This is a genomic window from Pontibacterium sinense (assembly GCF_015209595.1).
GTDB classification, from domain to species: Bacteria; Pseudomonadota; Gammaproteobacteria; order Pseudomonadales; family Balneatricaceae; genus Pontibacterium; species Pontibacterium sinense.
Genome location: NZ_JADEYS010000027.1, coordinates 15,738 through 38,771 on the forward strand (window position 1 = coordinate 15,738; position 23,034 = coordinate 38,771).

Annotated in this window: 20 protein-coding genes; 8 read left to right on the forward strand and 12 right to left on the reverse strand. The window is 51.0% G+C overall.

Annotation, left to right across the window (positions count from 1 at the left end; genetic code table 11):
- The first annotated feature begins 56 nt into the window (after positions 1-56).
- Together IOQ59_RS19270 and IOQ59_RS19275 are read left to right on the forward strand one after the other, a co-directional pair.
- Positions 57-530: an Lrp/AsnC family transcriptional regulator gene (locus tag IOQ59_RS19270; RefSeq protein WP_193955104.1), complete on the forward strand. Its 474-nt coding sequence runs from the start codon at positions 57-59 to the stop codon at positions 528-530.
- 137 nt (positions 531-667) lie between these two features.
- A complete protein-coding gene (locus IOQ59_RS19275) occupies positions 668-832 on the forward strand; it encodes a hypothetical protein (RefSeq protein WP_193955105.1) in 165 nt (54 codons plus the stop codon).
- A gap of 75 nt (positions 833-907) precedes the next feature.
- Here the strand turns inward: IOQ59_RS19275 and IOQ59_RS19280 are convergent, their stop codons facing one another.
- Entirely contained in the window at positions 908-1,261 is a 354-nt protein-coding gene (locus tag IOQ59_RS19280; RefSeq protein WP_193955106.1) for a potassium channel family protein, read from the reverse strand.
- 228 nt (positions 1,262-1,489) lie between these two features.
- Positions 1,490-2,425: a LysR family transcriptional regulator gene (locus IOQ59_RS19285; protein WP_193955107.1), complete on the reverse strand. Its 936-nt coding sequence runs from the start codon at positions 2,423-2,425 to the stop codon at positions 1,490-1,492.
- Between the two features lie 179 nt (positions 2,426-2,604).
- Between IOQ59_RS19285 and IOQ59_RS19290 the strand changes: the two genes are divergently transcribed.
- Positions 2,605-3,945 (forward strand): cytochrome-c peroxidase, encoded by a 1,341-nt coding sequence (locus tag IOQ59_RS19290; protein WP_193955108.1) that lies wholly within the window; start codon positions 2,605-2,607, stop codon positions 3,943-3,945.
- 70 nt (positions 3,946-4,015) lie between these two features.
- Here IOQ59_RS19290 and IOQ59_RS19295 read toward each other — a convergent pair whose 3' ends face one another.
- Together IOQ59_RS19295 and IOQ59_RS19300 are read right to left on the reverse strand one after the other, a co-directional pair.
- Positions 4,016-4,759: an SDR family NAD(P)-dependent oxidoreductase gene (locus tag IOQ59_RS19295; RefSeq protein WP_193955109.1), complete on the reverse strand. Its 744-nt coding sequence runs from the start codon at positions 4,757-4,759 to the stop codon at positions 4,016-4,018.
- A gap of 144 nt (positions 4,760-4,903) precedes the next feature.
- A complete protein-coding gene (locus IOQ59_RS19300) occupies positions 4,904-6,121 on the reverse strand; it encodes an MFS transporter (protein WP_193955110.1) in 1,218 nt (405 codons plus the stop codon).
- A 128-nt stretch (positions 6,122-6,249) separates the two neighbouring features.
- Here IOQ59_RS19300 and IOQ59_RS19305 point away from each other — a divergent pair, with 128 nt between their 5' ends.
- Complete coding sequence (locus IOQ59_RS19305; protein ID WP_193955111.1) at positions 6,250-7,107, forward strand: LysR family transcriptional regulator; 858 nt, start codon at positions 6,250-6,252, stop codon at positions 7,105-7,107.
- 55 nt (positions 7,108-7,162) lie between these two features.
- Here the strand turns inward: IOQ59_RS19305 and IOQ59_RS19310 are convergent, their stop codons facing one another.
- The 5 genes from IOQ59_RS19310 to IOQ59_RS19330 all read right to left on the reverse strand — a co-directional run bounded on the left by IOQ59_RS19310 (position 7,163) and on the right by IOQ59_RS19330 (position 12,837).
- A complete protein-coding gene (locus tag IOQ59_RS19310) occupies positions 7,163-8,119 on the reverse strand; it encodes an alpha-L-glutamate ligase-like protein (protein WP_193955112.1) in 957 nt (318 codons plus the stop codon).
- Positions 8,116-9,636, reverse strand: coding sequence for an inactive transglutaminase family protein (locus tag IOQ59_RS19315; RefSeq protein WP_193955113.1), 1,521 nt, complete (start codon positions 9,634-9,636; stop codon positions 8,116-8,118). Before IOQ59_RS19315 ends, IOQ59_RS19310 begins: the two co-directional genes overlap by 4 nt.
- 8 nt (positions 9,637-9,644) lie before the next feature.
- Positions 9,645-10,367, reverse strand: a complete 723-nt coding sequence (locus IOQ59_RS19320; protein WP_193955114.1) for an ATP-dependent zinc protease family protein — start codon at positions 10,365-10,367, stop codon at positions 9,645-9,647.
- A 219-nt stretch (positions 10,368-10,586) separates the two neighbouring features.
- The gene (locus IOQ59_RS19325; protein ID WP_193955115.1) at positions 10,587-11,309 is read right to left on the reverse strand and encodes a ZIP family metal transporter; all 723 of its coding nucleotides are present in this window, start codon (positions 11,307-11,309) and stop codon (positions 10,587-10,589) included.
- 322 nt (positions 11,310-11,631) lie between these two features.
- Positions 11,632-12,837 (reverse strand): OprD family outer membrane porin, encoded by a 1,206-nt coding sequence (locus IOQ59_RS19330; RefSeq protein ID WP_193955116.1) that lies wholly within the window; start codon positions 12,835-12,837, stop codon positions 11,632-11,634.
- A gap of 276 nt (positions 12,838-13,113) precedes the next feature.
- On the opposite strand from IOQ59_RS19330, the gene IOQ59_RS19335 reads away from it, so the two are divergent.
- Positions 13,114-14,010 carry a LysR family transcriptional regulator gene (locus IOQ59_RS19335; RefSeq protein ID WP_193955117.1) on the forward strand — a complete coding sequence of 299 codons (897 nt, stop codon included), beginning with the start codon at positions 13,114-13,116 and terminating at the stop codon, positions 14,008-14,010.
- Here the strand turns inward: IOQ59_RS19335 and IOQ59_RS19340 are convergent.
- Entirely contained in the window at positions 14,000-15,772 is a 1,773-nt protein-coding gene (locus IOQ59_RS19340) for a putative bifunctional diguanylate cyclase/phosphodiesterase (RefSeq protein ID WP_193955118.1), read from the reverse strand. The two genes, IOQ59_RS19335 and IOQ59_RS19340, sit on opposite strands and share 11 nt — an antisense overlap.
- Positions 15,773-16,223: 451 nt before the next feature.
- On the opposite strand from IOQ59_RS19340, the gene hppD reads away from it, so the two are divergent.
- The 3 genes from hppD (at position 16,224) to IOQ59_RS19355 (ending at position 20,277) form a co-directional block, all read left to right on the forward strand.
- Positions 16,224-17,264, forward strand: coding sequence for a 4-hydroxyphenylpyruvate dioxygenase (gene hppD, locus IOQ59_RS19345; RefSeq protein WP_193955119.1), 1,041 nt, complete (start codon positions 16,224-16,226; stop codon positions 17,262-17,264).
- A gap of 216 nt (positions 17,265-17,480) precedes the next feature.
- On the forward strand, positions 17,481-18,716 hold the full coding sequence (locus IOQ59_RS19350; protein WP_228051032.1) for a Glu/Leu/Phe/Val dehydrogenase dimerization domain-containing protein: 1,236 nt from the start codon (positions 17,481-17,483) through the stop codon (positions 18,714-18,716).
- 154 nt (positions 18,717-18,870) lie between these two features.
- On the forward strand, positions 18,871-20,277 hold the full coding sequence (locus IOQ59_RS19355; RefSeq protein WP_228051033.1) for a sodium-dependent transporter: 1,407 nt from the start codon (positions 18,871-18,873) through the stop codon (positions 20,275-20,277).
- 102 nt (positions 20,278-20,379) lie between these two features.
- On the opposite strand, the gene IOQ59_RS19360 is transcribed toward IOQ59_RS19355, so the two are convergent.
- Complete coding sequence (locus IOQ59_RS19360; protein WP_193955120.1) at positions 20,380-22,272, reverse strand: M48 family metallopeptidase; 1,893 nt, start codon at positions 22,270-22,272, stop codon at positions 20,380-20,382.
- A gap of 23 nt (positions 22,273-22,295) precedes the next feature.
- Entirely contained in the window at positions 22,296-22,892 is a 597-nt protein-coding gene (locus IOQ59_RS19365) for a LemA family protein (RefSeq protein WP_193955121.1), read from the reverse strand.
- Positions 22,893-23,034: the final 142 nt, after the last annotated feature.

Sequence of the window (23,034 nt, forward strand, 5' to 3'; positions counted from 1 at the left end):
ACAATAAACACCAAGATACGAAAGATTCTTTCATTTCTTGAAGAGATTGCGAATTCATGTCAGAAGAACTGGACCGTTATGACCGCCACATACTCAAAATTCTGCAGGACGATGGCCGTATCTCAAACCAGCATCTGGCCGATCAGGTTGGATTATCCACAGCGGCCTGCTGGCGACGGGTTAAATCACTGGATGAACGTGGCATTCTCAAACGCCATACGACACTGGTTGATCCGGAAGCGCTGGGATACGGGCTCTGCGTGATGATCATGGTGACGCTGATTCGCCACCAGCAGGACCACACTAAAGAGTTTGAGGCAGCCGTCCGGTCTTTCCCTGAAGTACTGCAATGTTACGCGGTGACTGGAAACGCGGACTATGTACTGCGCGTGGTGATTCCCAACATGGCCGCCTACGATACATTTCTCAGTGAAAAGATCTTCACCCTGCCGGGTGTCAATCAGGTGAAATCTAACTTTGCATTGCGTGAAGTAAAGTATGAAACGGCCATTCCGGTCGATCTGAGCTAGGCATTTTATTGAGAATACCAGCACGCCTTCAATATCCTTGGTGCCAGAAGTTATTAAAACGCCTGCCTTTTTTCATTTCTGTTTCAGTAACTCCATCTACTCTATCCCTGAGACGAGAGAGAAGTTGGAGAAACATCATGAAGATTGTGATGAGCATGTTGGTACTCATGTTTGGTTTGTCTGCCGGTTCAGCGTATGCCGAAAGTGCACGCGATTTATTACTGGACGACAATATCAGCGCATACAGTAACCTACCCGCTGACGTATATCAGCGTTACCACGGCGATAAAAGCGATCAGTAATCCGTTCAGTTGATTCTATCGGGGCGTGGAACCTCCCCTTTTCACGCTCCGTTGAACATATCCCACGCTCAAGCCTTACTTAAATCGCTCTTCAATACCTTTCAATACAATCGGATCGATACTTTGGTGAAATGCCGAAGAGGCCGTAGCTACAGTAATCGCGACAAAAATGCCGGTTAGCATAATCCCCAGAAAGGCGATCACAATCGCCAGCACTTTGGCTAGTTTACTCATCGGACGGATATCACCATACCCAACCGTCAGTGCGGTAATAAACGACCAGTACAGCGCGTTAAACCGACCCCAGCCTTCAAGGCGCCCAACTACCTGCCCCACAATAATAATCAGCGTGCATAGCATCAACAGAATTGGGGCAGCAAGATACACACCCCAGAAGAAAAGCTGAACAAATGTAATCGAAAATTCCATACCGGCATTGTAGCTACTCAGGTGTCACTGACAAAGTCGCCGGCGGCGAACTATCTATTCCGCTGCCCGGTCGCGTGGGGTGTGACAACCGGACAACGGATACTGCAGACGGGTTGGTTTAAAGCACTGGGACAGCGCTTAAGCCAGAATCAAGGGTATGAATTTACCAATGGAAAGAGAAATTACATTTGCGAATCGGACTTATAGGTTTGCTGAATCAATCACCAATCAGCCAACCTGCTCGTCAACCTTCCGATCCACCATACCTTTCACTAACGCAGGCACAGTGGTCTGGACGTAATCAATAAATGCGGCCACATGCTCAGGCAACGATCGCTCAGCACGCCAGATCCAGTAATAGCTAAATGCAGCCGGTTCGTTTTGCTTCACAAACAGCGGATGCAGGGCGCGATTGTCGGGTGATATTTTGGCACTGGGCAAGATCCCCGCGCCAATGCCTAAGGATGCCCAGTCTTCAATCACTTTGTAAGTCATCGCCTGCCCAGCATACGGGTTTAGTTTTACCCCTTGGGCTTTCATCATATTCGCGAGCGCATCATTCAATCCACAACCGCCACCCGTAAGGATAATTGGCGTTGCAGGCAGGTCGGCCATCTCAAATGACAAACGACTGGCCGCTGGTTCATCATTCAATGCGGGCAGGTAATAGAGATTATCGCGATAGAAAACGCAGGATGACTCGCCGTCACCGCCTTCATTTTCCGGCACTATCTGGATATCGATCTGCTCACGGCTTAAACGCTGCGACAAATCATCAATAAAACACTCTTTAAAGAACAACGTCACATCAGGGTGAGCTTGTCGAAACGGTGCCAAAACCTGATCCAGACGCTGCATATCCACCAGCGGCGAAAATCCGATCCTTAAGATCTTATGGCTCGGATTATGATAAGACTCCGCGGCTTTCACCAATTCATCACGGTTGTGCAACACCTCCTGAATACGCGGCAGCATATATTCACCGAATGAGGTCAGCTCAACCTTACGTGTGGTGCGATTGAACAGCCGCCCGCCTAGCTCCTCTTCCAGCTGAGATATCGCATTGGACAAAGTTGGCTGTGTTGCAAAACTGAGTTCTGCCGCCCGACTAAAAGAGCTTGTTTCTGCGACGTTCACCACAAATTGCAGCTGTTTCAGATTCATAACCACACTCATTCGTTTTCTGAATAAATCATATTTATAAATAGAATTTATCAATACCGATCAATCAGCCTAATTTATTTCTCACAGGCTTTCCAGCACCTGGGTGCGCTGGAAGCCCATGGTTCAAGACATAAGCTTCGAGAGATAAGGTTCGTGACATAGGTGGGGTGGGTAACAACATGAGCAGTGACATCAATTTCGATCTGGGAGCCGGACAGATCGAGTTTTTAACGTATGGCATCGTACTGGCCGGTGCAGGCTTTTTGGTCCTCACTGGATTGGTCAAGGAACTGGCACCGGCTGAACGTCGACGCTGGATGCTGGGGGTGGCATTAGGCACGGGTGTACTCGCGTTTACGTTGAAGATCGCTTTTGTTGTGCTCTTCTCGGTATTTTCTGTTCCGATGTTGGATATGCTGGCCACACCACAAAAAACGCTGGCGGGTGAAAACTCCAATTTCGCTCAGCTAAACCGTTTTCGTTCGGGCACGTTATTACCATCTCCCTATATCTGGCAGGCTCTGCCACACGAAGCGCCTACGCCAACCAACAATCCGCAAACCCCAGAGAAAATAGCCTTGGGAGAGAATTTGTTCTTTGATAAACGCCTCTCCTATGACCGAACACTGTCGTGTGCATCCTGTCATGAACTCTCTATCAACAGGGGCGGCGCCGATGGACTGCCTGCATCCGTTGGCATTTACGATCAGCAAGGTACGCGCAACGCACCCACTGTCTTAAACAGCGCATTCCAGCGCGTATTGTTTTGGGATGGCCGTGCCGCTTCGTTGGAAGAGCAAGCACTAGGCCCGCTGGTTAATCCGATAGAGATGGGCATGCCGTCGATTGCCAGTGTTGAAGCTCGTATACAGTCGATACCCGATTACGCCGAAAAATATTCATCGGCCTTTCCCGAAAACCCAGTGATCAACGCCGAAAACACAGCGAAAGCGATTGCGGCCTATGAACGTACACTGATCACACCTGACTCGCCGTATGACCGATTTGTGCGCGGTGATGATAGCGCCCTCACCGAGCAGCAAATCCTGGGTATGGCGCTGTTTGAAGAGACCGGCTGTCCGCTATGCCACTCAGGTCCGAATTTTAGCGAAGCCAGTGTATTCGGCGTCACCGCTGTGTACCGCTCATTTCCTACTATTTCGGGATCTGATTATGAAGAGAAGTATCAACTGACCGATGATTTAGGACTAGCGGCCAACACACCTAATGCCACCCGGGGCGTCTGGCGGGTACCGTCACTGAGAAACGTCAGCCTTACCGCTCCGTATCTCCACAACGGTTCAGTGGACTCCTTAGAAGAAGTCGTGCGTATTATGGCAACCGTGCAATTGGGCAAGACACTGAGTGAAAAGCCGGAAGATGACCAGCAGGTAAACTGGTCCACCGGAGGCAGATCATTTCAGGTCACCCGCAATCACGCGCTGACTGATGATGAAGTCGATAACATCGTCGCGTTTCTTAAAGCCCTGAGCAGTGACCCGGCATCCTTTAACCGTTAAACCCCCATCGAATATACAACGGGTACCCTCGCCCGTTGTATATGAAGTTCATATCCGCACGTAGCAGACCTCAACCCGCTGCCATGCCGCCATCAACACTCAGTGTGGACCCTGTGACATACGAAGATTGCTCCGAGAGCAACCAGATAACGCCTTGGGCCACTTCCTTTGGCTGACCAATGCGTCCCATGGGGATCATGGAGTCAAACGCATGCACATCGCCATCGGTGACACGCATATAGTTCGGCGTTTCTGTCGCGCCCGGACAGATCGCATTGATCCGAATATTTTTGTCTGCCACATCAAGCGCAGCGGAGCGGGTCAGTCCCACCACTGCAAACTTACTCGCCACATAAGGGGAGAGCCCCGCTACCCCTTTCAACCCAAACGCGGAGGCATTATTCACGATGGCACCGCCACCCGATTTAAGCATCAACTCAATTTGATATTTCATGCCGTATAGCACCGCAGCAAAGTTCAGATCCATCACCTGCTGACACTCTTCATCGCTAATCTCATGCAACGGCAGCAAGTCACCGTGCCCACCGGCATTGTTAAATGCCAGATCCAAACGGCCGTAACACTCCTCGATAGTCGCCATCAGCGTGCGTAGCTGTTTCGGCTCTCTGACATCGGTAGGTACACATAGCGCCTGACCACCCTCAGCAGTAATTCTGGCTGCCACCTTTTCCAGCTTTTCCAGCGTTCGTCCCGCCAAAACCACAGACGCACCTTGGCGTGCGAGCTCTACCGCAACGGCTTCACCCATACCGGAACCTGCCCCGGTCACAACTGCTACTTTGTCTTTCAACATAGACTGCCTATATGTTCATCTTATTATTAGTGAACATACACATAGCCACACCAGGCTTTGAATTTCAATTTAATTTCAATCAATACTAAAGACTAATGAAATCAATACTCCTTCTACACCCTACGTGGCGGAACGGGCGATCTTTCACGTTACAGGCTGCACCACAACTTCTTGTCGCCTTCCATGCCATACCATCAAGCCAGCACACACAATCAACATCACCGCAGCCAGCGCCAAGATCAGGTAGAGTAATGACAGAGAACCGGTGGTGTTCTGGATATAACCTGCGGTCAGATTACCGGCACTGCCCCCCATCGCCGAAGCGACCATCCCCAGGCCACTCAACTGCATGGTTGCGATCGGTGAGTAACGCTGTGCCACCCAAGATGAAATAATGCCCCAGACTGGAAAGTACATGACCCCGTACCCCACCCCGGCAACAAAAGCATACTGAACCGGATCGAAGCTAAAGGCGGCAAGCCCTACGGCATACCCCAACGACATTGTCAGTACAGCAAACGCATGGCCTTTTTTCTCTGCCAGTTTTCCAATTGCGATGCCCGCTATCATTCCGCTGACACCCAGAATAGTCCAAGTGCTACCTGACAGTGCTTCACGCTGTGATAGCTCATCCAAATAGGTGTTAAGCCAGCTGGTGAAGGTAATGCAGGTGAAACCCACCAGAAAATAGATCAAGCAACTCATACACGCACGATGTTCGGACAAGACGGCACGAATCATCTGCCGCATCGACAGCGATGCATTGTCATAACTGTCCAGATCATATGTCTGAGACGCCTGGCTTTCAGAGGACGCCGGTAATGCACGAATCATCTGCAAGGTCAGCAATACCACAACTGCACCAAAACAAGCCGTGAACACCCACGCGCTTTCCCAACCAAACACAGGGATCCACCACAACAAAATAAGACCATTGATACCATAGCCCCACGCAGTGCCACTACCCGATGCCGACAGGTAGGTCGCCGCTTTATCTGCTGACACATGCTGACTGATCAACCCAACAATAGCGCCCCAGCAGATCGCAGCACTGCATGCCAGTAACGACAACACCACTATCAGCAGTATCGGCTGCACCAGCATCGATAAACACAGCACCAACGCTGCGCTCGTAATACCCGTTGCCAGCACCATCTGTTCTGCTGAAAGATGCCGTCCCAGCACCCCAACCGACAGTGCTCCACCGAGATAGGCCAATTGGGTTGCAATACCTACGGCCGCCAGGTGCCAGTGCGTCAGACCCAATGCGTCCCGCATAAAGGGAAAAAGCGCAGAAAATAAAAAGATACCAAACCCGTGACTCAGGACCTGATTGGCCCCCAGGATAATCGCTATTCTCACCGTCTATATCTCCAGAATCTCACCGTTTTCCTTGCACGGTCAGTAAAAAATCGCATTCTAGTGACTTGACCATCTTCAATATATCGATAAATATTGATCAATACTTTCAATAAAATTGAAGATAGAGAATGAAAGATCTCTCCATCCCACTATTAAGAACCTTCGTTACGGTGGCACGTACACAGAACCTGACCAACGCCGCCCAGAGCCTGCACAAAGCCCCCTCCACGATTAGCATGCAGCTGAACCGACTGGAGGAGCTACTGGATGCACGATTGCTGGAGCGTGGCCAATATGGGGTTCGGTTAACCGCCGCCGGACGGCAGCTTGAAGAAGACGCACGCCAGTTAATCAATCTGCATGATCAGATCGTGGGTAACTACCAGCACGGTACGATCAACGGGACAGTGCGATTGGGCACCCATGATCAATACGCCACCCGTGCACTCACACCCATATTGGAAGCCTTTGTACTGTCCTACCCTGAGGCCAATCTGGAAGTGTTTAGTGATCATCGCCCACAGCAGCTTAGAAAAATGCTGGATGACGGCAAGCTGGATATCGCTCTGGTCGAGATGCCACTGCGTTCTGAGGGCGGAGAGCGCCTGACACTGGATGAGCTGGTATGGGTACGCTCACAGGCCCACCAGGTTGAACAACGTTCGCCCCTGCCACTGGCGGTATTCCCTGAAGGTTGTTATCACCGGGAATGTGCACAAAGCACCCTGAACGATGCCGATATCAATTACCGTATTGCCTTTAGTAGTCAGAGCAGGGCAGGGATTTTATCCGCGGTCAGAGCAGGGATTGGCGTGGGTGTATTGCCTCGCTCCACCGTCGAACAGGATATGATCGTGGTCGAGTCTGGCCTCCCCCCGCTACCCAAAACCAATACCACCTTGTTTATTGCCAAACAGGTCAACGAAGCCTCTACCCGGCTGTCCAACACCATCCGCGAAGGCGCACGCAACGGATTGCTCCATTGATATAAAACTCAGAAAACCAGTTAAACAGGAATGGGAACGGGCATAGCCGTAGTCATCAGGCCGTAGAATCCTGAAAGTGCTGCTGTACATACGCTACCCGTTCATCCGGGGATAACGCATGCTCATCCAATGCGGAAACATCACTGAGGCGGTGACTCAAACCTTGATGATTTGCAATCTGTATCGCTAACCCCGGCCGGGCATTAAGCTCTAACAACATAGGACCTTTACGCGCATCCAACACGATGTCGACCCCCAGATAACCCAGCCCGGACATCTCATAACAGTGAGCCGCCATGTACAACAGTTGCCGCCAGTCCGGAATACGGATCTCAGACAGCGGCATCTCCGTATCGGGATGATGTGTGACAGGCCGGTCAAACTGCACCGCATGGGAGGCATATCCAGTGGTAATATCAATCCCCACGCCGACAGCGCCCTGATGCAGATTCGCCTTACCATCTGAGGTGGCCGTCGATAACCGCATCATCGCCATCACCGGAAATCCCCGAAACACAATGATCCGTATATCCGGCACGCCCTCAAAACTGTAATTGATGAACTGGTCATCAAAGTGAATCAGATCCTCGATGATCGCTTTATCCGGCTGACCACCCAAAGAAAACAATCCCGCCAGAATATTGGAGGTGTGTCGCATAATATCAGTGAGTGTCAGTGCTTGGTTATTGGGCTTAAAGTACTGCTGATCATCGTGATCATGAATGACCAGTATGCCCTTACCGCCACTACCTTTGGAGGGTTTGATACAAAACGCAGGCTGCGAATGCAGCATAGCTTTGATCGATCTAATCTCATGTTGATACCGAATCACCCCCACCAGTTTCGGCACACTCAGACCGGCGTCAATCGCCAGCTCCTTTGTTTTGAGCTTGTCATCCACCAGTGGAAACAGGCGCCGATCATTATGCCCGGCAATATACTCAATATTGCGCTGATTCATGCCCAGCACACCCAACTGTCGCAAACGTCTGGGTGAGATAAGCCAGCTCATTTAGGCGGTTCCTGTGAACGGCTTGCAAACGGACTGAAACGTACCAGCTCAATCAGGCGATAACCGGTATAACTGCCCAAAATAAGTATTAATGCCAGCAACACCAGCTGCAAACCCGGGAAGTTAAAGGTCAGATGCTGGATGTAACCGTTAGACATCACCAGATACGCCAGCAAAGCAACAAAGAGCGAACCACCGCCCTGCTTCATCACTTCCTCGCCCCCCTCTTCTTCCCACAGCAACGACATCCTTTCGATGGTCCAGGCGATAATAATCATTGGGAAGAAGATAATGTTCAGGCCTTCAACGATCCGCAGATTGTAGGCGATCACAGAGAAGGTCGCAGTGAGCAAAATCACGACGATGATAACCGCGCTGATCCTCGCGACCAGCAACAGATTGAGCCTGGAAAGGTAGCCTCGCACCACTAATCCAGTCACAACCACCAGTACAAATCCGGCCAGACCGGCCCCCAGAGACGTCTGCATCAGGGCCAAGGCGATAAGTACCGGCATAAAGGTACCCGATGTCCGCAATCCTACCAGCACACGAATGATCATCACCACCATGACACCGACAGGAATCAGCAATAAGCCGCGAAACATCTGTTGCTCTTCCTGCGGCAAGCTGTGCAGAGAGACCTGCATAGCACTCACATCACGGTACTTTTGCTCCAGTGCTTTTTGCACCGGCACCACTTCCCGCAACATGGAAAAGCTGACGCGGGTATTGTGCCCCCCTTCAAGATCAATCAGCGGCTGATCTTCCATCTCCCAAATCAACAGGCGCTCTGGCCGTCCCTCTTTGCCATTCGTTAGATTAAAGAACGCCACCTGGTCTTCGGCATACACCATCAGATACGGCAGGCTATCCTGATTACGTCGATTGTGCTTTAAGCGAATCGCCGTCACCTCACGGGCTGGAATTTCCGCCAACTGCATTAGTATCAGTGCAGCAGCAGCCAATGAGCGATCCTGTTTCAGCAGCTGTACCTGTTGATCATCCGAACGTAAGCCGTTAATCAGCTGAGCGGCCATCGTGATCTGATTGGCTGATTGTTTCTTTGCCTGCTCGATCAGACGACCTGCAGCCAGACTGATTGGATCGGGAAGGATTGGTGGTTCAGATATGTCTGGCGACGGAGGCCAGCTCGCTTCTTGCTTGTCATCCAGTAAAAACTGAGCGCGGTAATACAGTACCTGCTTACCAGAGGCCTGCTGAGTCGACCAACGCACCGCCGGTCGTTTTTCCTCAGTCAGATAACTCAGACCATAACCCGGAGATGCCGTCGCTTGCTCCAGCAATGTAAAGCCGGGGTGGGATTCGGGAATCGCCATCTGAGCAACGATCGCATCCCCATCGGCAGTAAACTCCAGGCGTGCTTCAACACGCCAAACTTCGCGTGTTTCTCCCGGCAACCAAGGAATGTCCAGATTAATATGCCGATAGATAGCACTACCAAAACCCACTGCGATCAGGAGGGTTACAAGTAAATAATAGGGGATCTTATCTTGCATGCAGCCCCCTAATTTCTCGCTGCTTTTTTAGGAGTGTTCTTCGAAGATTTTTTTGTTTCCTTTGGTTTTTTCCCCAGCATGTACAATCGCGCCACATCAACCACCATCAAGTCCCTTAACACGTTCCGGCCAATCAACACTTCGTACTTCAGGTGACTACGATCTGCCAAGGTAAATTCGCCAACGTAGGATATAGTCCCCAGCTTGATACCCAGCTTAACAACACGGCGGCGATCCTTATTTGTACTGGCCTGACGCACGTTGACATAACGTATCAACACCTTCGATACCTCAGTACCATCTGCCAACGTAAAGCGTACCCAGCGTTGACCGTTTCGTTCAAACTCAGAGATATTCGTGGCGTTCAATGAAGAGGTGGAGGCACCGGTATCCATACGGGCTTTTGCGATCAATTGCTTAGAGCCCAAGTCGACCATAGCCCACTCGACCGCGCCAACAACCGTTTTGTTTCGCAGTGATTTGCGTAGATCCGGACACGCCTGATCGCGCTGCACAGGACGTGTCAGCGCAGCACGGGATTTCTTAGCCTCCCGCTCTATCGCTTGGGTTGTCTTTTGTTGCTCCTCAATCAGGTCATTTACCTGAATCAGGGTCTCGCTGCATTGCTGCGCCGCTAACTGGGCAGACTGAAGGGTATCGCGCTGTAAACTCTTTGTTGCTATGCATCCTTGAAGCAAGAGTATCGCGAGCAGCATCGTTAATGCTCTCATCGTAAACTCCGTTGATAGACCAAGCGTAAGCCCCAAGGATTGGCGTCAGATAGCGAGAGACTGCGGGCTTACCTCGTAATGAAGCATAGCTGGCCAAAATGGATGCGTCGATTTTGAAAGACTAATCAAAAACCAACATGCGTCCGCAAGATGAGGAAAAATATAAGCGGCGCTCAACTGATCAGCATCGAGCCCTTTAATAGAAGCAACGGTTTCGTTTCAAACCAGGCCGAGCAACATCTGACTATAGAGCACCAAACAAAAGCCAAACACCGCCCCCAACGGCGGCGCCCAGTGTTTCTTTAAGCGGGATTGCGGCGCAATATCCTGAAACAACAGATATAAAATGCCGCCTGACGAGAACAGCATGATCAGACCAAGAATCATCTGATGATCGCCTAGCAAAAAATACCCACTCAGACCCGCCAGCGGCCCAATTAGCACCAGCCAGCGCATCACCAACATCGTTTTAAGCTGGCTTTTGTATTGCGTGCACAGTTCTCGATAGGCATTAAATCCTTCGGGCAAATTCTGCATACCCACCAGCAGTGCCAGCAAAGGTGCCACCGGAGAACCCAATGCCATCAAACCACCCAGCGCAATCGCCTCCGGCACATAATCCAGCACCATCCCCATCATCTGGGGAGATTCACGACGACGCAGCCCCAACACCCGCTCGATCACAAAGAAGGTGAATCCGCCCGCTAACAACACAGGAATCGACAGCAGCGAGCCACCCATACTTTCGACCCCTTCCGGCACCAATACAAACGCCACCGCCCCCAACAAAATACCGCCGCCCAATGCAATCGAGAAATGTCGAAACTCCCGATCTAACCAACGAGGAAGAATACGTTCAAAGCTCGCCAGATAGCCCCCCAGAGGGATGCAGGCACCCGCCAAAGTAGTCAGCAGTAAAATCGTTAAAACATCGAGGATCATGTGAACTGTTACCCGGTAGATCAATGCAATAAGAATTGCTTAGGTTAAAACGAACCCAGATAGATTGGTATAGATGGAAGGAATTGAGAAGTCGTCAGAAAGGAAACGAAAAAAGGTGGAGACCCAGGCTCCACCAAGCGCGGTAACGCAAAGAATAACCACGGACAGAAGACGTTCACCGAAGGGGTGGTGAGATATCTTAGTACGAATGTAACAGGAGGGAATTAAAGGCCCTGCGCGCCGGGCCAAATATGCTGCTGGACGCCCCGAATTGACTGATCAGCAAGCATATCAAGCACCGGTCGCAGGATACTCCCCTGCTTTACAGCAGGTTCGTTTTGTAATCCACGATGAAGCGGATGTCGTTGATACGTGGCACAACTGCGGCATCGCCGTCAGCTTTTGCCACGCGCAGACGCAGGTTCAGGCCTTTCGCCGCGCCGTCCTGCAGAGTGTATTTCACGTCGACGTTGGTTTCATGACGCTGACCGTCATCACCACCCGCATGGTCGATATCCCAGCTTTCTGTGTGACGTGCCATCAGGTGCAGACCCGGAATACCCGGTACGTCATAGTCGATACGTGCCTGCAAAGACTGTTCGTCTTTGGCGTTGAAATCCAACAGCTGAACCGCACCCCAGGTGAAGAACTGGGTGTTGTCTGCGCCACCCCATTTCTGGTCGTAAGCATCGCTGCCACCAACCGTCTGGTACGCGATGGTGTACGCCAGATTACCCTGTGACAGGCGTGCGGTCAGACCGGTCAGGTTGCTGTCGTAATCGCGGCCGTACAGGTCGCCATCGTCTTCACCACGCATGTGGGTCAGGTCCAGCATCAGGTCGTAGCCACCCACTTTCGTTGGGTAGGCGAAGTTGAAGTACGCCTGTTTCTGGTAGTCGTCTGCCACACCGTACTGGATGTGCGTGCTCAGGCCGTTGGCAAATTTGTAAGAACCACCGATGGAGGCAACGTCGTAATCTTCGCCGTTTGCAGTGTAGGCTTTGAAGTCTTCATCGTTGTTCATGGAAGCTTTATCGGAGTAGATACCGTAGATCTCACCACCTTTAAAGCTAGCCGTAGCATGGATCGCCTGCGTGCTTGGCGCAGAGATACGAGAGGTCAGATCGTTCAGCAACGGGGTCATCAGAATCATGCGACCGGCACGAATATTCAGGTTCTCGGTCGGTTTGATCTTAATGTAAGCCTGTTCCAGTGTGGTGTAACCGTCACCGCTGGTGGTCAACACATCAGAAGAGTTGACAGTTTTGTCCCCTTCCAACTTCGCCACGTGAACAACAGAGGCATCAACGCCGATCATGTCATTCCAGAATGGCGACAGGAATTCAGCACGGAACGCCTGACCGGCTGCGATGGTATCCGGGATACCAGCATCGAAGTCACGGTTCATGTAGAAAGTACGCAGACCCAGATTCACCTGCATCTGGTCATCTGCTTCTGCAGCGATTGCCTGACCGGTCGAGATAGCACTCAGAGCCGCCATAGCCACGGCGAGTTTGTTGAACTTCATGTTGATTTCCTGATAGTTATTTTTATACATTTCGTCTTTCGTTTACGATCAATCAGAGAGCCGCTAAAAGAACGCAAGACATGAAACTGAATTCACAAATCGTCTGTATGATTGTGCCTTCATAGACAACGAGATCGTCGCCGTCGTATGTCAGTTCCATGAGGCGGCTCAATTTAGATAAATGAAACAGCGATAGATAGAATATATTTTCGACCGACTCCATCGAAAAAACTGATAATGTATGAATACACAGCGATTTTAAACGGGAGAAATAGAGTGCGTTTGGATATCGAAGCGCTACGCGTGCTGGACGTTGTCATTGAAGAAGGCAGCTTTGCGAAAGCAGCGGCTCGCCTGCATAAAGCCCAGTCAGCGATCAGTTATCAAATCAAGAAACTCGAAGACCAGCTTGATGTCACCATTTTCGACCGCAGCAGTTATCGCGCAGAACTGACACCGAAGGGAAAAGCGCTTTGGGTTGAGGGGCGACGTTTACTGCAACAAGCCGAGCGTATTGAGAAGCTAGCTGATCATTATTCTGAAGGCTGGGAGCCTCACTTTGATCTGGTTGTCGATGCGTCTCTGCCTATGGAGCCTGTCATGAAAGCAATGAAGGTTCTGGTCGACCGCGAAATTCCAACCAAGATTCAGGTCAAAGTGGAAGCGATGCGAGGCGTACAGAAACGTTTCGAACAAGATAAAGCGCATATGATGCTGGTGAAAGACTATCACCCCAGCCCTCAATTGAAACCTGTGCCTCTGCCGGAAGTTACCTTTGTGCTGGTTGCCTCATGCCATCATGCCCTGGCGGCGGGGGAACGGATTGACCTGAACCAGTTACTCGAACATGTGGAGCTGACCATTCACGATTCAAGCGAAGAATCGACTGATAGACTGGATGAGCATCAGTTTGGCGGCGACCGAGTATTTTTTATGCACGGCTTTGTCAGCAAGAAATCCGGCTTAAAGATGGGGCTAGGGTTTGGCTGGATGCCGGAGTTTCTGATTCGGGAAGAACTGGTATCCGGTGAACTGGTCGAGCTGGACTACGAAGGAGGCTCTCGCTCCTCTTTCACTCCCCTACTGGTCTACCCAACAGACCAGCCGCTGGGCAAAGCAGGTGAATTGATTCTGCAACAGATCCTGTCAGAGTTTGCGACCTTCAAACCCTGACAGCAGATCCAGCGCATGAACTACTCAGCGCGTTCTCGGTAAAGTGTGCGACCATTTCGTGTTCAGGTATGGGCTTGCTATAAAGGAAGCCCTGCCCAATATCGCAGCCCTCCTCTCGTAAGAATGCAGCCTGCGCTTCGGTTTCTACCCCTTCGCCAACCACTTTCAGATTCAGACTACGCGCTAACGCTATCACCGCCCGGGCGATCTCCATATCGCTCTGACTTTCAGGTATATCCTGCACGAACGAGCGATCGATCTTCAGCTTGTTGATCGGTAATCGCTTCAGATAACTCAATGAAGAATAGCCCGTCCCAAAGTCATCAATGGCGATCTCAATCCCTTCGTCCATAAACCGCTGCAATACGGTGGCCGCTGATTTGGGGTCATGCATCAGGGTGCCTTCGGTGATCTCCAGTTCAATATTCTCCGCCGGAACATTAAACTCCTTCAGTACATTTAAAACCTGTTCACTGAGATGCTCATGTCTGAGCTGCTTACTGGACAGGTTAATGTTGACCGCCATACGGTTGAGGTCGAGGCCCGCATCCATCCATCGACGTAATGTCCTGCAGGCCCGGCGCAACACCCAGTCACCGATAGGCACAATCAGACCTGTCTCTTCAGCCAGAGGAATGAATTCTTCAGGGCATAGCAGCCCCAATTGAGGATGCTGCCAGCGGATCAGTGCCTCGACCCCCACCAGCTCCCCCGTACTCAGGTCATATTGCGGCTGGTAATACAGCACAAACTGGTCATCATCCAATGCAGAGCGTAACTGAGAGGCAAACATCATCCGCTTCAGCACCTCGTCGGTCATATCCGAAGTATAAAACTCGACCGTATTGCGTCCTTCACTCTTCGCCCGGTACATGGCCGCATCAGCGTGTCGCAACAGAGTTTCCGGATCATCACCATCCTGCGTATATAAACTCACACCGATTGAACACGACATATACAGCTGGTGATTTTCCACATCAAACGACTGCTCCATCGCGTGAAGGATCTTGGTCGCGACTTCTACAATGGCTGCTACATCGGCGACACCGTTGATTACGGCGACAAATTCGTCTCCGCCAATTCTGGACACGGTATCGTCCTGGCGCACCGTTTCTTTAAGGCGTACGGCTGCCATCATAAGCACCTCATCACCGGCCGCATGACCCAATGAATCGTTGATCTGTTTAAAGCGATCCAGATCGATAAACAGCACCGCTAAGGTTTTATCAGCGCGATCCGCTTTGTAGATTTCCTGCTGTATACGGTCCAGCAGTAATGCTCTGTTTGGCAATCCAGTCAACGTATCGTGATGAGCGAGGTGCCTGAAATGTTCCTGGGTATCACGCAACGCCTGCTCAGCCTGCTCTCGCTCACTAACTTCCACACTCAATTGCTGAATCTGCTGCTTCTGCGCATATTGCTCTTTGACCAACAGCGGCATCCAGCGACGCAGCAACAGAATGAGCACCATGACCGCAACGATAAGGTTGACGAGCTTGGGTATAAAAACCATATCAGGTTGAGAGAGCAACCCCACGATATCCGCGGGAAGCCAACCCGCCTGCGCACTGCGAAAAATACCGAAATATAAACTCTCGAACAGCGTGCGCAGCGCATCCAGTGCCAACACACTTAGCAGTACTTTCATCGCCGTGCTGGTCTGATCCTGATGACGAATACGCAGATAAAGAACAAGGATAAACAACCAAAGCGCAACGAGAATCCAGTATGACAACGGCGTTGCAATTTTGAACAAGCTCACGAAGGGCTCCCAGAAGAATGGACGCGCTCCCAATCCCTGGGAATAAGATGCCGCCGGGCGCGTCTAAAAAAGTAGGCATGACCTTAATGTTTATACGGCAATGAAACAATTGATCTGTAAGCCCATTTTCAGTTATTCAGCAAAGAATTGACTAAGGCGGGGGTTTTACAGGCGTTCACTGAATGTTTTCTTTTACGCAGAAACTTCTCGACACAAAAAATCAAACACGGAAAGACGTATAAGCACGCAAAACGGAGGTGAAATGACACCAAAACGCCCCAAACAACATCTAATATTTAGATCTAGTTTATGCAAATATTATTCTTTTTATTGTTCAAGATTCTAATGACAATGACAAATATCAAGAACGCAGGGACAAACCACGCAGTTTGAAACAACTGACCCGGTCCCGGCATACAACAATAAATCTGATTAACAACGGGATACGACAATGAACAACTCACATAACCCTCTGGGCCTTCGCGGTATCGAATTCACAGAGTTTTCCAGCCCTGATACCGGGTTTATGAATGATGTGTTCAATGCGTTCGGCTTTTCCAAGCTGAAATCATTCAAAGGCAAGGACATCACGTACTACAACCAGAATGACATCCACTTTCTGCTAAACAACGAGAAAGAGGGATTCTCTGCCAAGTTCGCGAAGTCTCATGGTCCAGCCATCTCCTCTATGGGCTGGCGCGTAGACGATGCCGATCAGGCACTGGCGATAGCTATCGATCGTGGCGCAAAAGCAGCTGACGATTCTGCTAAAGACCTGCCCTACCCGGCGATCTATGGTATTGGCGATAGCCTGATCTACTTTATCGACAAGTTCGGTGCTAACGGCAGTATCTATGAAGCCGACTTTGAAGATCTGGCGGAGCAGGTACTGGTAGAAGATAAAGGTTTCATCAATATCGATCACCTGACCAACAACGTCTACAAAGGCACCATGCAGACATGGGCTGACTTCTATATCAACGTATTTGGTTTCACCGAAGTGCGTTACTTCGATATCAAAGGCCAGAAGACCGCCCTGCTGTCTTACGCACTGCAGTCTCCATGCGGCAGCTTCTGCATCCCAATCAACGAAGGCAAAGACGATAATAATAACCAGATCGATGAATATCTGGATATGTATAACGGTCCGGGCGTACAGCACATCGCCTTCCGTTCTGACGATCTGCTGACCTCACTAGATAAACTGGATCGCTCAGTGATCGATACACTGGATATCAACGACGAATACTACGAAGAAGTATTTAACCGTGTGCCTCATGTGACTGAAGATCCAGCTCGCGTCAAAGAACATCAGGTACTGGTCGACGGTGATGACTCCGGTTACCTGCTGCAGATCTTCACTAAGAATCTGTTTGGCCCGATCTTTATCGAGCTGATCCAGCGCAAAAACAACAACGGTTTCGGCGAAGGTAACTTCCAGGCGTTGTTCGACTCCATCGAACGTGATCAGGAACGCCGCGGCGTGATCTAAGTGACATCAGTCATCCGGGAGCGGGCCATACACTTGGCGTGCGGGTTCGCTCCCACCCTACTTTCTTAAGCAATACGTTAAGCGAAAAGCATTTCCCGACAGGTGCGGTTCCGGTGTTACACCGGTTCTCAGGCTTCGCCGTGCCTGCTCGGGATCCTAACCACGTATTAAGAAGTGTCATCCAACACCGTAAGACCCAACAAGCAGAATAATAAAATGAAAATGAAAGAACTCCTCCAGAACTACGAAAACACCGCTCCTGAAATTGTCTTCGAATGGAACGACTCCGAAACTGAAGCGCAAGGCTGGGTCGTGATCAACTCCCTGCGCGGTGGCGCTGCTGGTGGTGGTACCCGTATGCGTAAAGGTCTGGATCGCCATGAAGTTGAATCTCTGGCAAAGACCATGGAAGTGAAATTCACGGTATCCGGCCCGGCAATCGGTGGCGCCAAATCCGGCATCAACTTTGACCCGGCAGACCCGCGCAAACACGGCGTATTGAAACGCTGGTACAGCGCAGTTGCTCCGCTGCTGAAAAACTACTACGGCACCGGCGGTGATATGAATGTGGACGAAGTTCACGAAGTTATCCCAATCACCGAAAGCCTTGGCTTGTGGCACCCGCAGGAAGGCGTGGTGAACGGTCATTTCAAACCGACCACCAGCGAGCAGATTCAGAAAGTCGGACAGTTGCGCCTGGGTGTTTCCAAGATCGTTGAAGATCCACACTACACACCGGATTCCGGTCGCAAGTACAAAGTGGCTGATCTGATCACCGGTTGGGGCGTGGCGGAGTCTGTCGTGAAATACTACGACATCTACGGCGGTGACGTAGCGAACAAGCGTGTCATCATTCAAGGCTGGGGCAACGTCGGCTCTGCTGCTGCGTACTATCTGGCACAAGCCGGTGCAAAAGTCGTCGGCATCATCGACCGTAACGGTGGCCTGATCGATGTGGAAGGACTGGGTCGTGAAGCGGTCACCGATCTGTTTATGAACAAAGAGCATAACACGCTAACCGGCGACAATCTGCTCTCTTTCGAAGATGTGAACAACCGCATCTGGGATCTGGAAGCCGATATCTTCCTGCCCTGTGCAGCGTCCCGCCTGATCACTCAGGACCAGATCAGCCGCCTGATCGATGGTGGTCTGGAAGTGGTATCCAGCGGTGCCAACGTACCGTTTAACGACCCTGAAATTTTCTACGGCCCGATCTACGAATACGCCGACAAGAAATGCGCCGTACTGCCAGATTTCATCGCGAACTGCGGTATGGCTCGCGCATTTGCATTCCTGATGGAAAGCGAAATCGAGATCTCCGACCGCGCTATCTTTAACGACGTGTCCGACACTATTCAGCGCGCGCTGATCCAGTGCCACAACCGTTCCCGCGCAGCCACACTCGTGGCGCAGACGGCTTTCGAGATTTCTCTGGAGCAACTGACAGACTGATCGGATAACCCTCCTTGCGCCGGACCTTAACTCCGGCGCTTTTTTATCCGCGTCAAAGCAATTTCATCCAATACAACACAGATCCAAATCCGGACATTAGCCGCCGGAAAAAATTATAAAAAGACACAACATTATAAGAATAAGGAACGCTTCTATGTCTGACGCTATGAGTGCTAACGCATCCAATGCGGGCAATGCTGCTGTATCTACAGGGGGCCGCCTACAGTGGTCCAGCCGCCTGACGTTTATCCTGGCTGCCGCGGGTTCCGCCGTAGGCTTGGGTAATATCTGGAAATTCCCATACATTACTGGCGAAAACGGTGGCGGCGCGTTTGTGCTGGTTTACCTCGCCTGTATTCTCGTCATTGGTATCCCAGTGATGATGGCCGAGATCATGATCGGTCGCCGCTCACAGCAAAACCCAACCGGCGCGATGGCGACCATGGCTAAAGAAGCCGGTGCCAATCCACTCTGGAAAGGTGTGGGCTGGATGGCCATTATCTGTGGCTTCCTGATCCTCAGCTTCTATACCGTAATCTCCGGCTGGACATTGTCCTACACCGTAAGCTCGGTAACCGGTGCATTCGACACCATCACACCGGATGCCGCCGGTGCTATGTTCGGTGGGATGCTGGCAGATCCGGCGCAGCTGCTGATGTGGAGCACCGTTGTCGTGGTGACCACCATGTATATCGTTTCCCGTGGTCTACACGCCGGTCTGGAAAAAGCGATCAACTACATGATGCCACTGCTGATTGCACTGGTATTGGTGATGGTTGGTTATGCCACCAGCACCGGTCACTTTGCTGAAGCGATCAACTTCCTGTTCACCCCTGACTTCAGCAAGCTGAGTACCGAAGCTGTGCTGGTGGCACTGGGTCACGCGTTCTTCACACTGAGTTTGGCATCCGGCGCGATCATGACGTACGGCTCGTACGTTTCAAAGAGCACGTCTATTGCGAAAACCTCTATCATGATCGGCATATTCGATACTGCAGTTGCACTGCTGGCCGGTCTGGCGATCTTCCCGATCGTATTTGCCTACGGTCTGGAACCAGGTGCCGGTCCGGGTCTGATCTTTGTCACGCTGCCAATCGCTTTCGGTCAGATGCCATACGGTACGTTGTTCGGCTCGCTGTTCTTCGTCATGCTGTCTATGGCGGCGCTGACCTCTGCAATCTCAATGATCGAACCGACCGTTTCCTGGCTGACTGAGAAACGCAAAATGTCTCGTGGCAAGGCGAGTGCTCTGGTAGGTCTGGTGTTGTGGACGCTGGGTTTGGGTACGGTATTCTCCTTCAACATCTGGCAGGACAACACGCTGTTCGGTAAGACGTTCTTTGATGCGATCGACTTCCTGACCGCTAACCTGATGATGCCTTTGGGTGGTTTGCTGGTTGCACTGTTCGCCGCATGGGTAATGAAATCGAACGTAGTAAAAGAGGAGCTGGGACTAGGCGGCGGTTTGCTGTTCACCGCTTGGCAGTTCGTGATGCGCTTTATCACCCCGATCGCTATTGTGGTGGTCTTCCTTAACGCACTGGGCTTTATCAACATCTGATGAGCCACTGATGTTTATGCCTTAAATTGTTCTACCCCACTCTCACCGACGTTCCCCTACAGGTGAGGGTGGGTTCTATCGTTCAAAACCAGCCCTTCCTGATTAGTCATCCAATTTAGGAATCGGGCTATCCATCACGGCAGCAATACTACGCACCATTTCACGCTCGATCACCGTAATGATGCCATCCTGCTTCACTGCATTCACAAATCCCATCAACATACGGGGTTTCAAGTGCGGATAGGCATACGCCAGTTCTTTCACCGCTGTCCTGAATTCCTGCAGATCACAGGCATTCTGTGGCTGAATCGTCAGATTGTATAACCCTGCACTGCCGATCCCTCGATTAAAGGCCTTATCGATCTCCTGTGGATCATCGTGCCCCTCATAGACCAGTACCGATAACACCAGACGATAGGCATCGGACAACTGCTGCATTTCGCGGTATTTAGGTCGATGAGTGCGGACTTTGCCAAATTCGGGGTCAAGGTAATGCTGCAGCTCCTGATACAAACACCACTCAAACAGATCGATCTCTTCATCAGCTCTGATCAGTAGCAAAAGCCGCTGTTTAAACAACATGTACTGTTCCTGCGATAAACACTTCAGTGCTGGCATACTCAGTTCAAGCAACGGCAGATACAACGCACGGGACAACTGCTCAAGCGCAGGGGTTTGTTTGTCGATAAGCGCTAGCAACCCCGGTGTAGGTTTTTGCTTCAAATACCCCCGCTGCTTCTGGTACACCGCTTCGTCACCACTGAACAACAACCCCAACATTAGTGCAGTTGCACCCAATGGATCATGCGCCTGCTCCTTGAGTGAATCGGGTATGTGACTGAGCCCCTCCTGCACATCGGCAATATTGCCCTGCATTAACAACTCAGCGGAATCAAGAAACTCACCGTTCAGCGCAGCTCCCATCGCCACCGCTTTAGCCAACTGCTCTTTTTTGGTGTCTGCGGTGTTATCTGTCTCATCCTTAGCCTGCAATTGGGTCAAAATATAGGACCCGTCCCAGCTTGGCTGAATACGCAGGATACGATCCATCACCGGTGGATGGGTATCGAACAAGCCCCCCAACCGACTCAGGGCCTGACCAAAGAAAATATGGCTGACCTCTCCCCTCGACGGACTAAATATCTCTGTACCTGCCCGATAGCCGCCAATCACTTTAAGCGCATCGGCGATACCCTGTGGATTCCGGGTGAACTGCACAGCCGAAGCATCTGCCAGAAACTCCCGCTGCCGACTCACCGCCGAGCGAATCATATTGCCAAACAATGAGCCGAAGAAACCAATCAACCAAAGTGCACCGCCTAACATCAACACCTGCGCCCCACCCGACCGACTTGTCCGGACACGCAGCATAATGTCACCCGTATCACCGATAAATTCGATACCATGCAGCACAGCAACCAGTCGCATGTTCAGACGCATATCACCGTTAAGGATATGGCTGAATTCGTGGGCGATTACACCCTGTAACTGATCTCGATCCAGCAACTGAATGCACCCTCGGGTAACACCAATCACCGCATCAGACGGAGAGTTACCTGCAGCAAAGGCATTGATCCCCATCTCACCGCCCAGCAGGTAAACCGGTGGCACCGGCATACCAGACGCTAACGCCATCTCCTCAACGACATTGAGAATACGGCGTTCGTCCAGATCATCACTGTTAGGATAAATACGATGACCGCCTAAGGATTCAGCGACCCGTTTGCCACCTTCGGCAAGCTGAAGACGTTTATAGATCATTGCGCCCAGCACCACACACCAGACAGCCATGCCAATATAGATAAAACGACGCCAGCTAAAAAAATCCCAGACCGTGTGTCCAGCCAGCCCGGGCTGCTCAATATTCGACCAACCGATCATTAACGCGACGCAGAAGTTCGCAAAAAATACCAGCAGTGTCACGGCCAGAATAAACAACACCACCAACCAGCCGGTATTGCGACGTGCGCGATCCTGATGCGCGAAAAAATCCATGCTCTACAACTCTGACCGTCGGTTTAGAAAGATACTTTGGGGGCGGCTTGAATCGCAGCACTGTCTTCAAACTCCAACAATTCAGCATCACTTGGATGGCCAAAAGTGGATGCAAACAGCACCGGAGGGAAGGTCTGACGGTATGTATTGTAAGCGGTCACCGCATCGTTAAACGCCTGACGAGAGAATGCAACACGGTTTTCAGTGGTGCTTAACTCTTCAGTCAGCTGCATCATATTCTCGTTGGCTTTCAGGTCGGGATAATCTTCCATCACCAGATTGAGACGCGATAACGCACCTTGCAACGCACCTTCTGCACCGGCCAGACTTTGAATCGCACTGCCACGGGTGGGATCAGCGGCAGCACCTTTTAACATTGCCGCTGCTTCATTGCGGGCTTCGATCACCGCCGTCAGCGTGTCTTTTTCGTGCGCCATATAGGCTTTTGCGGTTTCAACCAGATTGGGAATCAAGTCGTACCGGCGCTTAAGCTGTACTTCGATCTGGCTAAAGGCGTTTTGATAACGATTCTTCAATGTCACCAATCGATTGTAGATACTGACTACAAACACAACCAATGCCACAACAACAGCCAAACCAACGATAGTACCGATATCCATAATTCTTCCTTGCTGATAAGTTTCAGACACAATTCCTGCAGGCAATTACGCCAACATGGAATAAGAAAGATAGCTCAGTGAGATGAAATTTCGACCCGGATGGATCTATTTCTGCAGGATAAGCGGAGGGAGATCAACTTTT

What these genes read in the sequence shown, in the direction of transcription:
- IOQ59_RS19365 (WP_193955121.1), bottom strand. Translation starts at nt 22,892, where the DNA reads ATGGATATCGGTACTATCGTTGGTTTGGCTGTTGTTGTGGCATTGGTT.
- IOQ59_RS19275 (WP_193955105.1), top strand. Translation starts at nt 668, where the DNA reads ATGAAGATTGTGATGAGCATGTTGGTACTCATGTTTGGTTTGTCTGCC.
- IOQ59_RS19325 (WP_193955115.1), bottom strand. Translation starts at nt 11,309, where the DNA reads ATGATCCTCGATGTTTTAACGATTTTACTGCTGACTACTTTGGCGGGT.
- IOQ59_RS19305 (WP_193955111.1), top strand. Translation starts at nt 6,250, where the DNA reads ATGAAAGATCTCTCCATCCCACTATTAAGAACCTTCGTTACGGTGGCA.
- IOQ59_RS19315 (WP_193955113.1), bottom strand. Translation starts at nt 9,636, where the DNA reads ATGCAAGATAAGATCCCCTATTATTTACTTGTAACCCTCCTGATCGCA.
- IOQ59_RS19280 (WP_193955106.1), bottom strand. Translation starts at nt 1,261, where the DNA reads ATGGAATTTTCGATTACATTTGTTCAGCTTTTCTTCTGGGGTGTGTAT.
- IOQ59_RS19320 (WP_193955114.1), bottom strand. Translation starts at nt 10,367, where the DNA reads ATGAGAGCATTAACGATGCTGCTCGCGATACTCTTGCTTCAAGGATGC.
- IOQ59_RS19285 (WP_193955107.1), bottom strand. Translation starts at nt 2,425, where the DNA reads ATGAATCTGAAACAGCTGCAATTTGTGGTGAACGTCGCAGAAACAAGC.
- IOQ59_RS19355 (WP_228051033.1), top strand. Translation starts at nt 18,871, where the DNA reads ATGTCTGACGCTATGAGTGCTAACGCATCCAATGCGGGCAATGCTGCT.
- IOQ59_RS19350 (WP_228051032.1), top strand. Translation starts at nt 17,481, where the DNA reads ATGAAAATGAAAGAACTCCTCCAGAACTACGAAAACACCGCTCCTGAA.
- IOQ59_RS19330 (WP_193955116.1), bottom strand. Translation starts at nt 12,837, where the DNA reads ATGAAGTTCAACAAACTCGCCGTGGCTATGGCGGCTCTGAGTGCTATC.
- IOQ59_RS19270 (WP_193955104.1), top strand. Translation starts at nt 57, where the DNA reads ATGTCAGAAGAACTGGACCGTTATGACCGCCACATACTCAAAATTCTG.
- IOQ59_RS19290 (WP_193955108.1), top strand. Translation starts at nt 2,605, where the DNA reads ATGAGCAGTGACATCAATTTCGATCTGGGAGCCGGACAGATCGAGTTT.
- IOQ59_RS19310 (WP_193955112.1), bottom strand. Translation starts at nt 8,119, where the DNA reads ATGAGCTGGCTTATCTCACCCAGACGTTTGCGACAGTTGGGTGTGCTG.
- IOQ59_RS19360 (WP_193955120.1), bottom strand. Translation starts at nt 22,272, where the DNA reads ATGGATTTTTTCGCGCATCAGGATCGCGCACGTCGCAATACCGGCTGG.
- IOQ59_RS19295 (WP_193955109.1), bottom strand. Translation starts at nt 4,759, where the DNA reads ATGTTGAAAGACAAAGTAGCAGTTGTGACCGGGGCAGGTTCCGGTATG.
- hppD (WP_193955119.1), top strand. Translation starts at nt 16,224, where the DNA reads ATGAACAACTCACATAACCCTCTGGGCCTTCGCGGTATCGAATTCACA.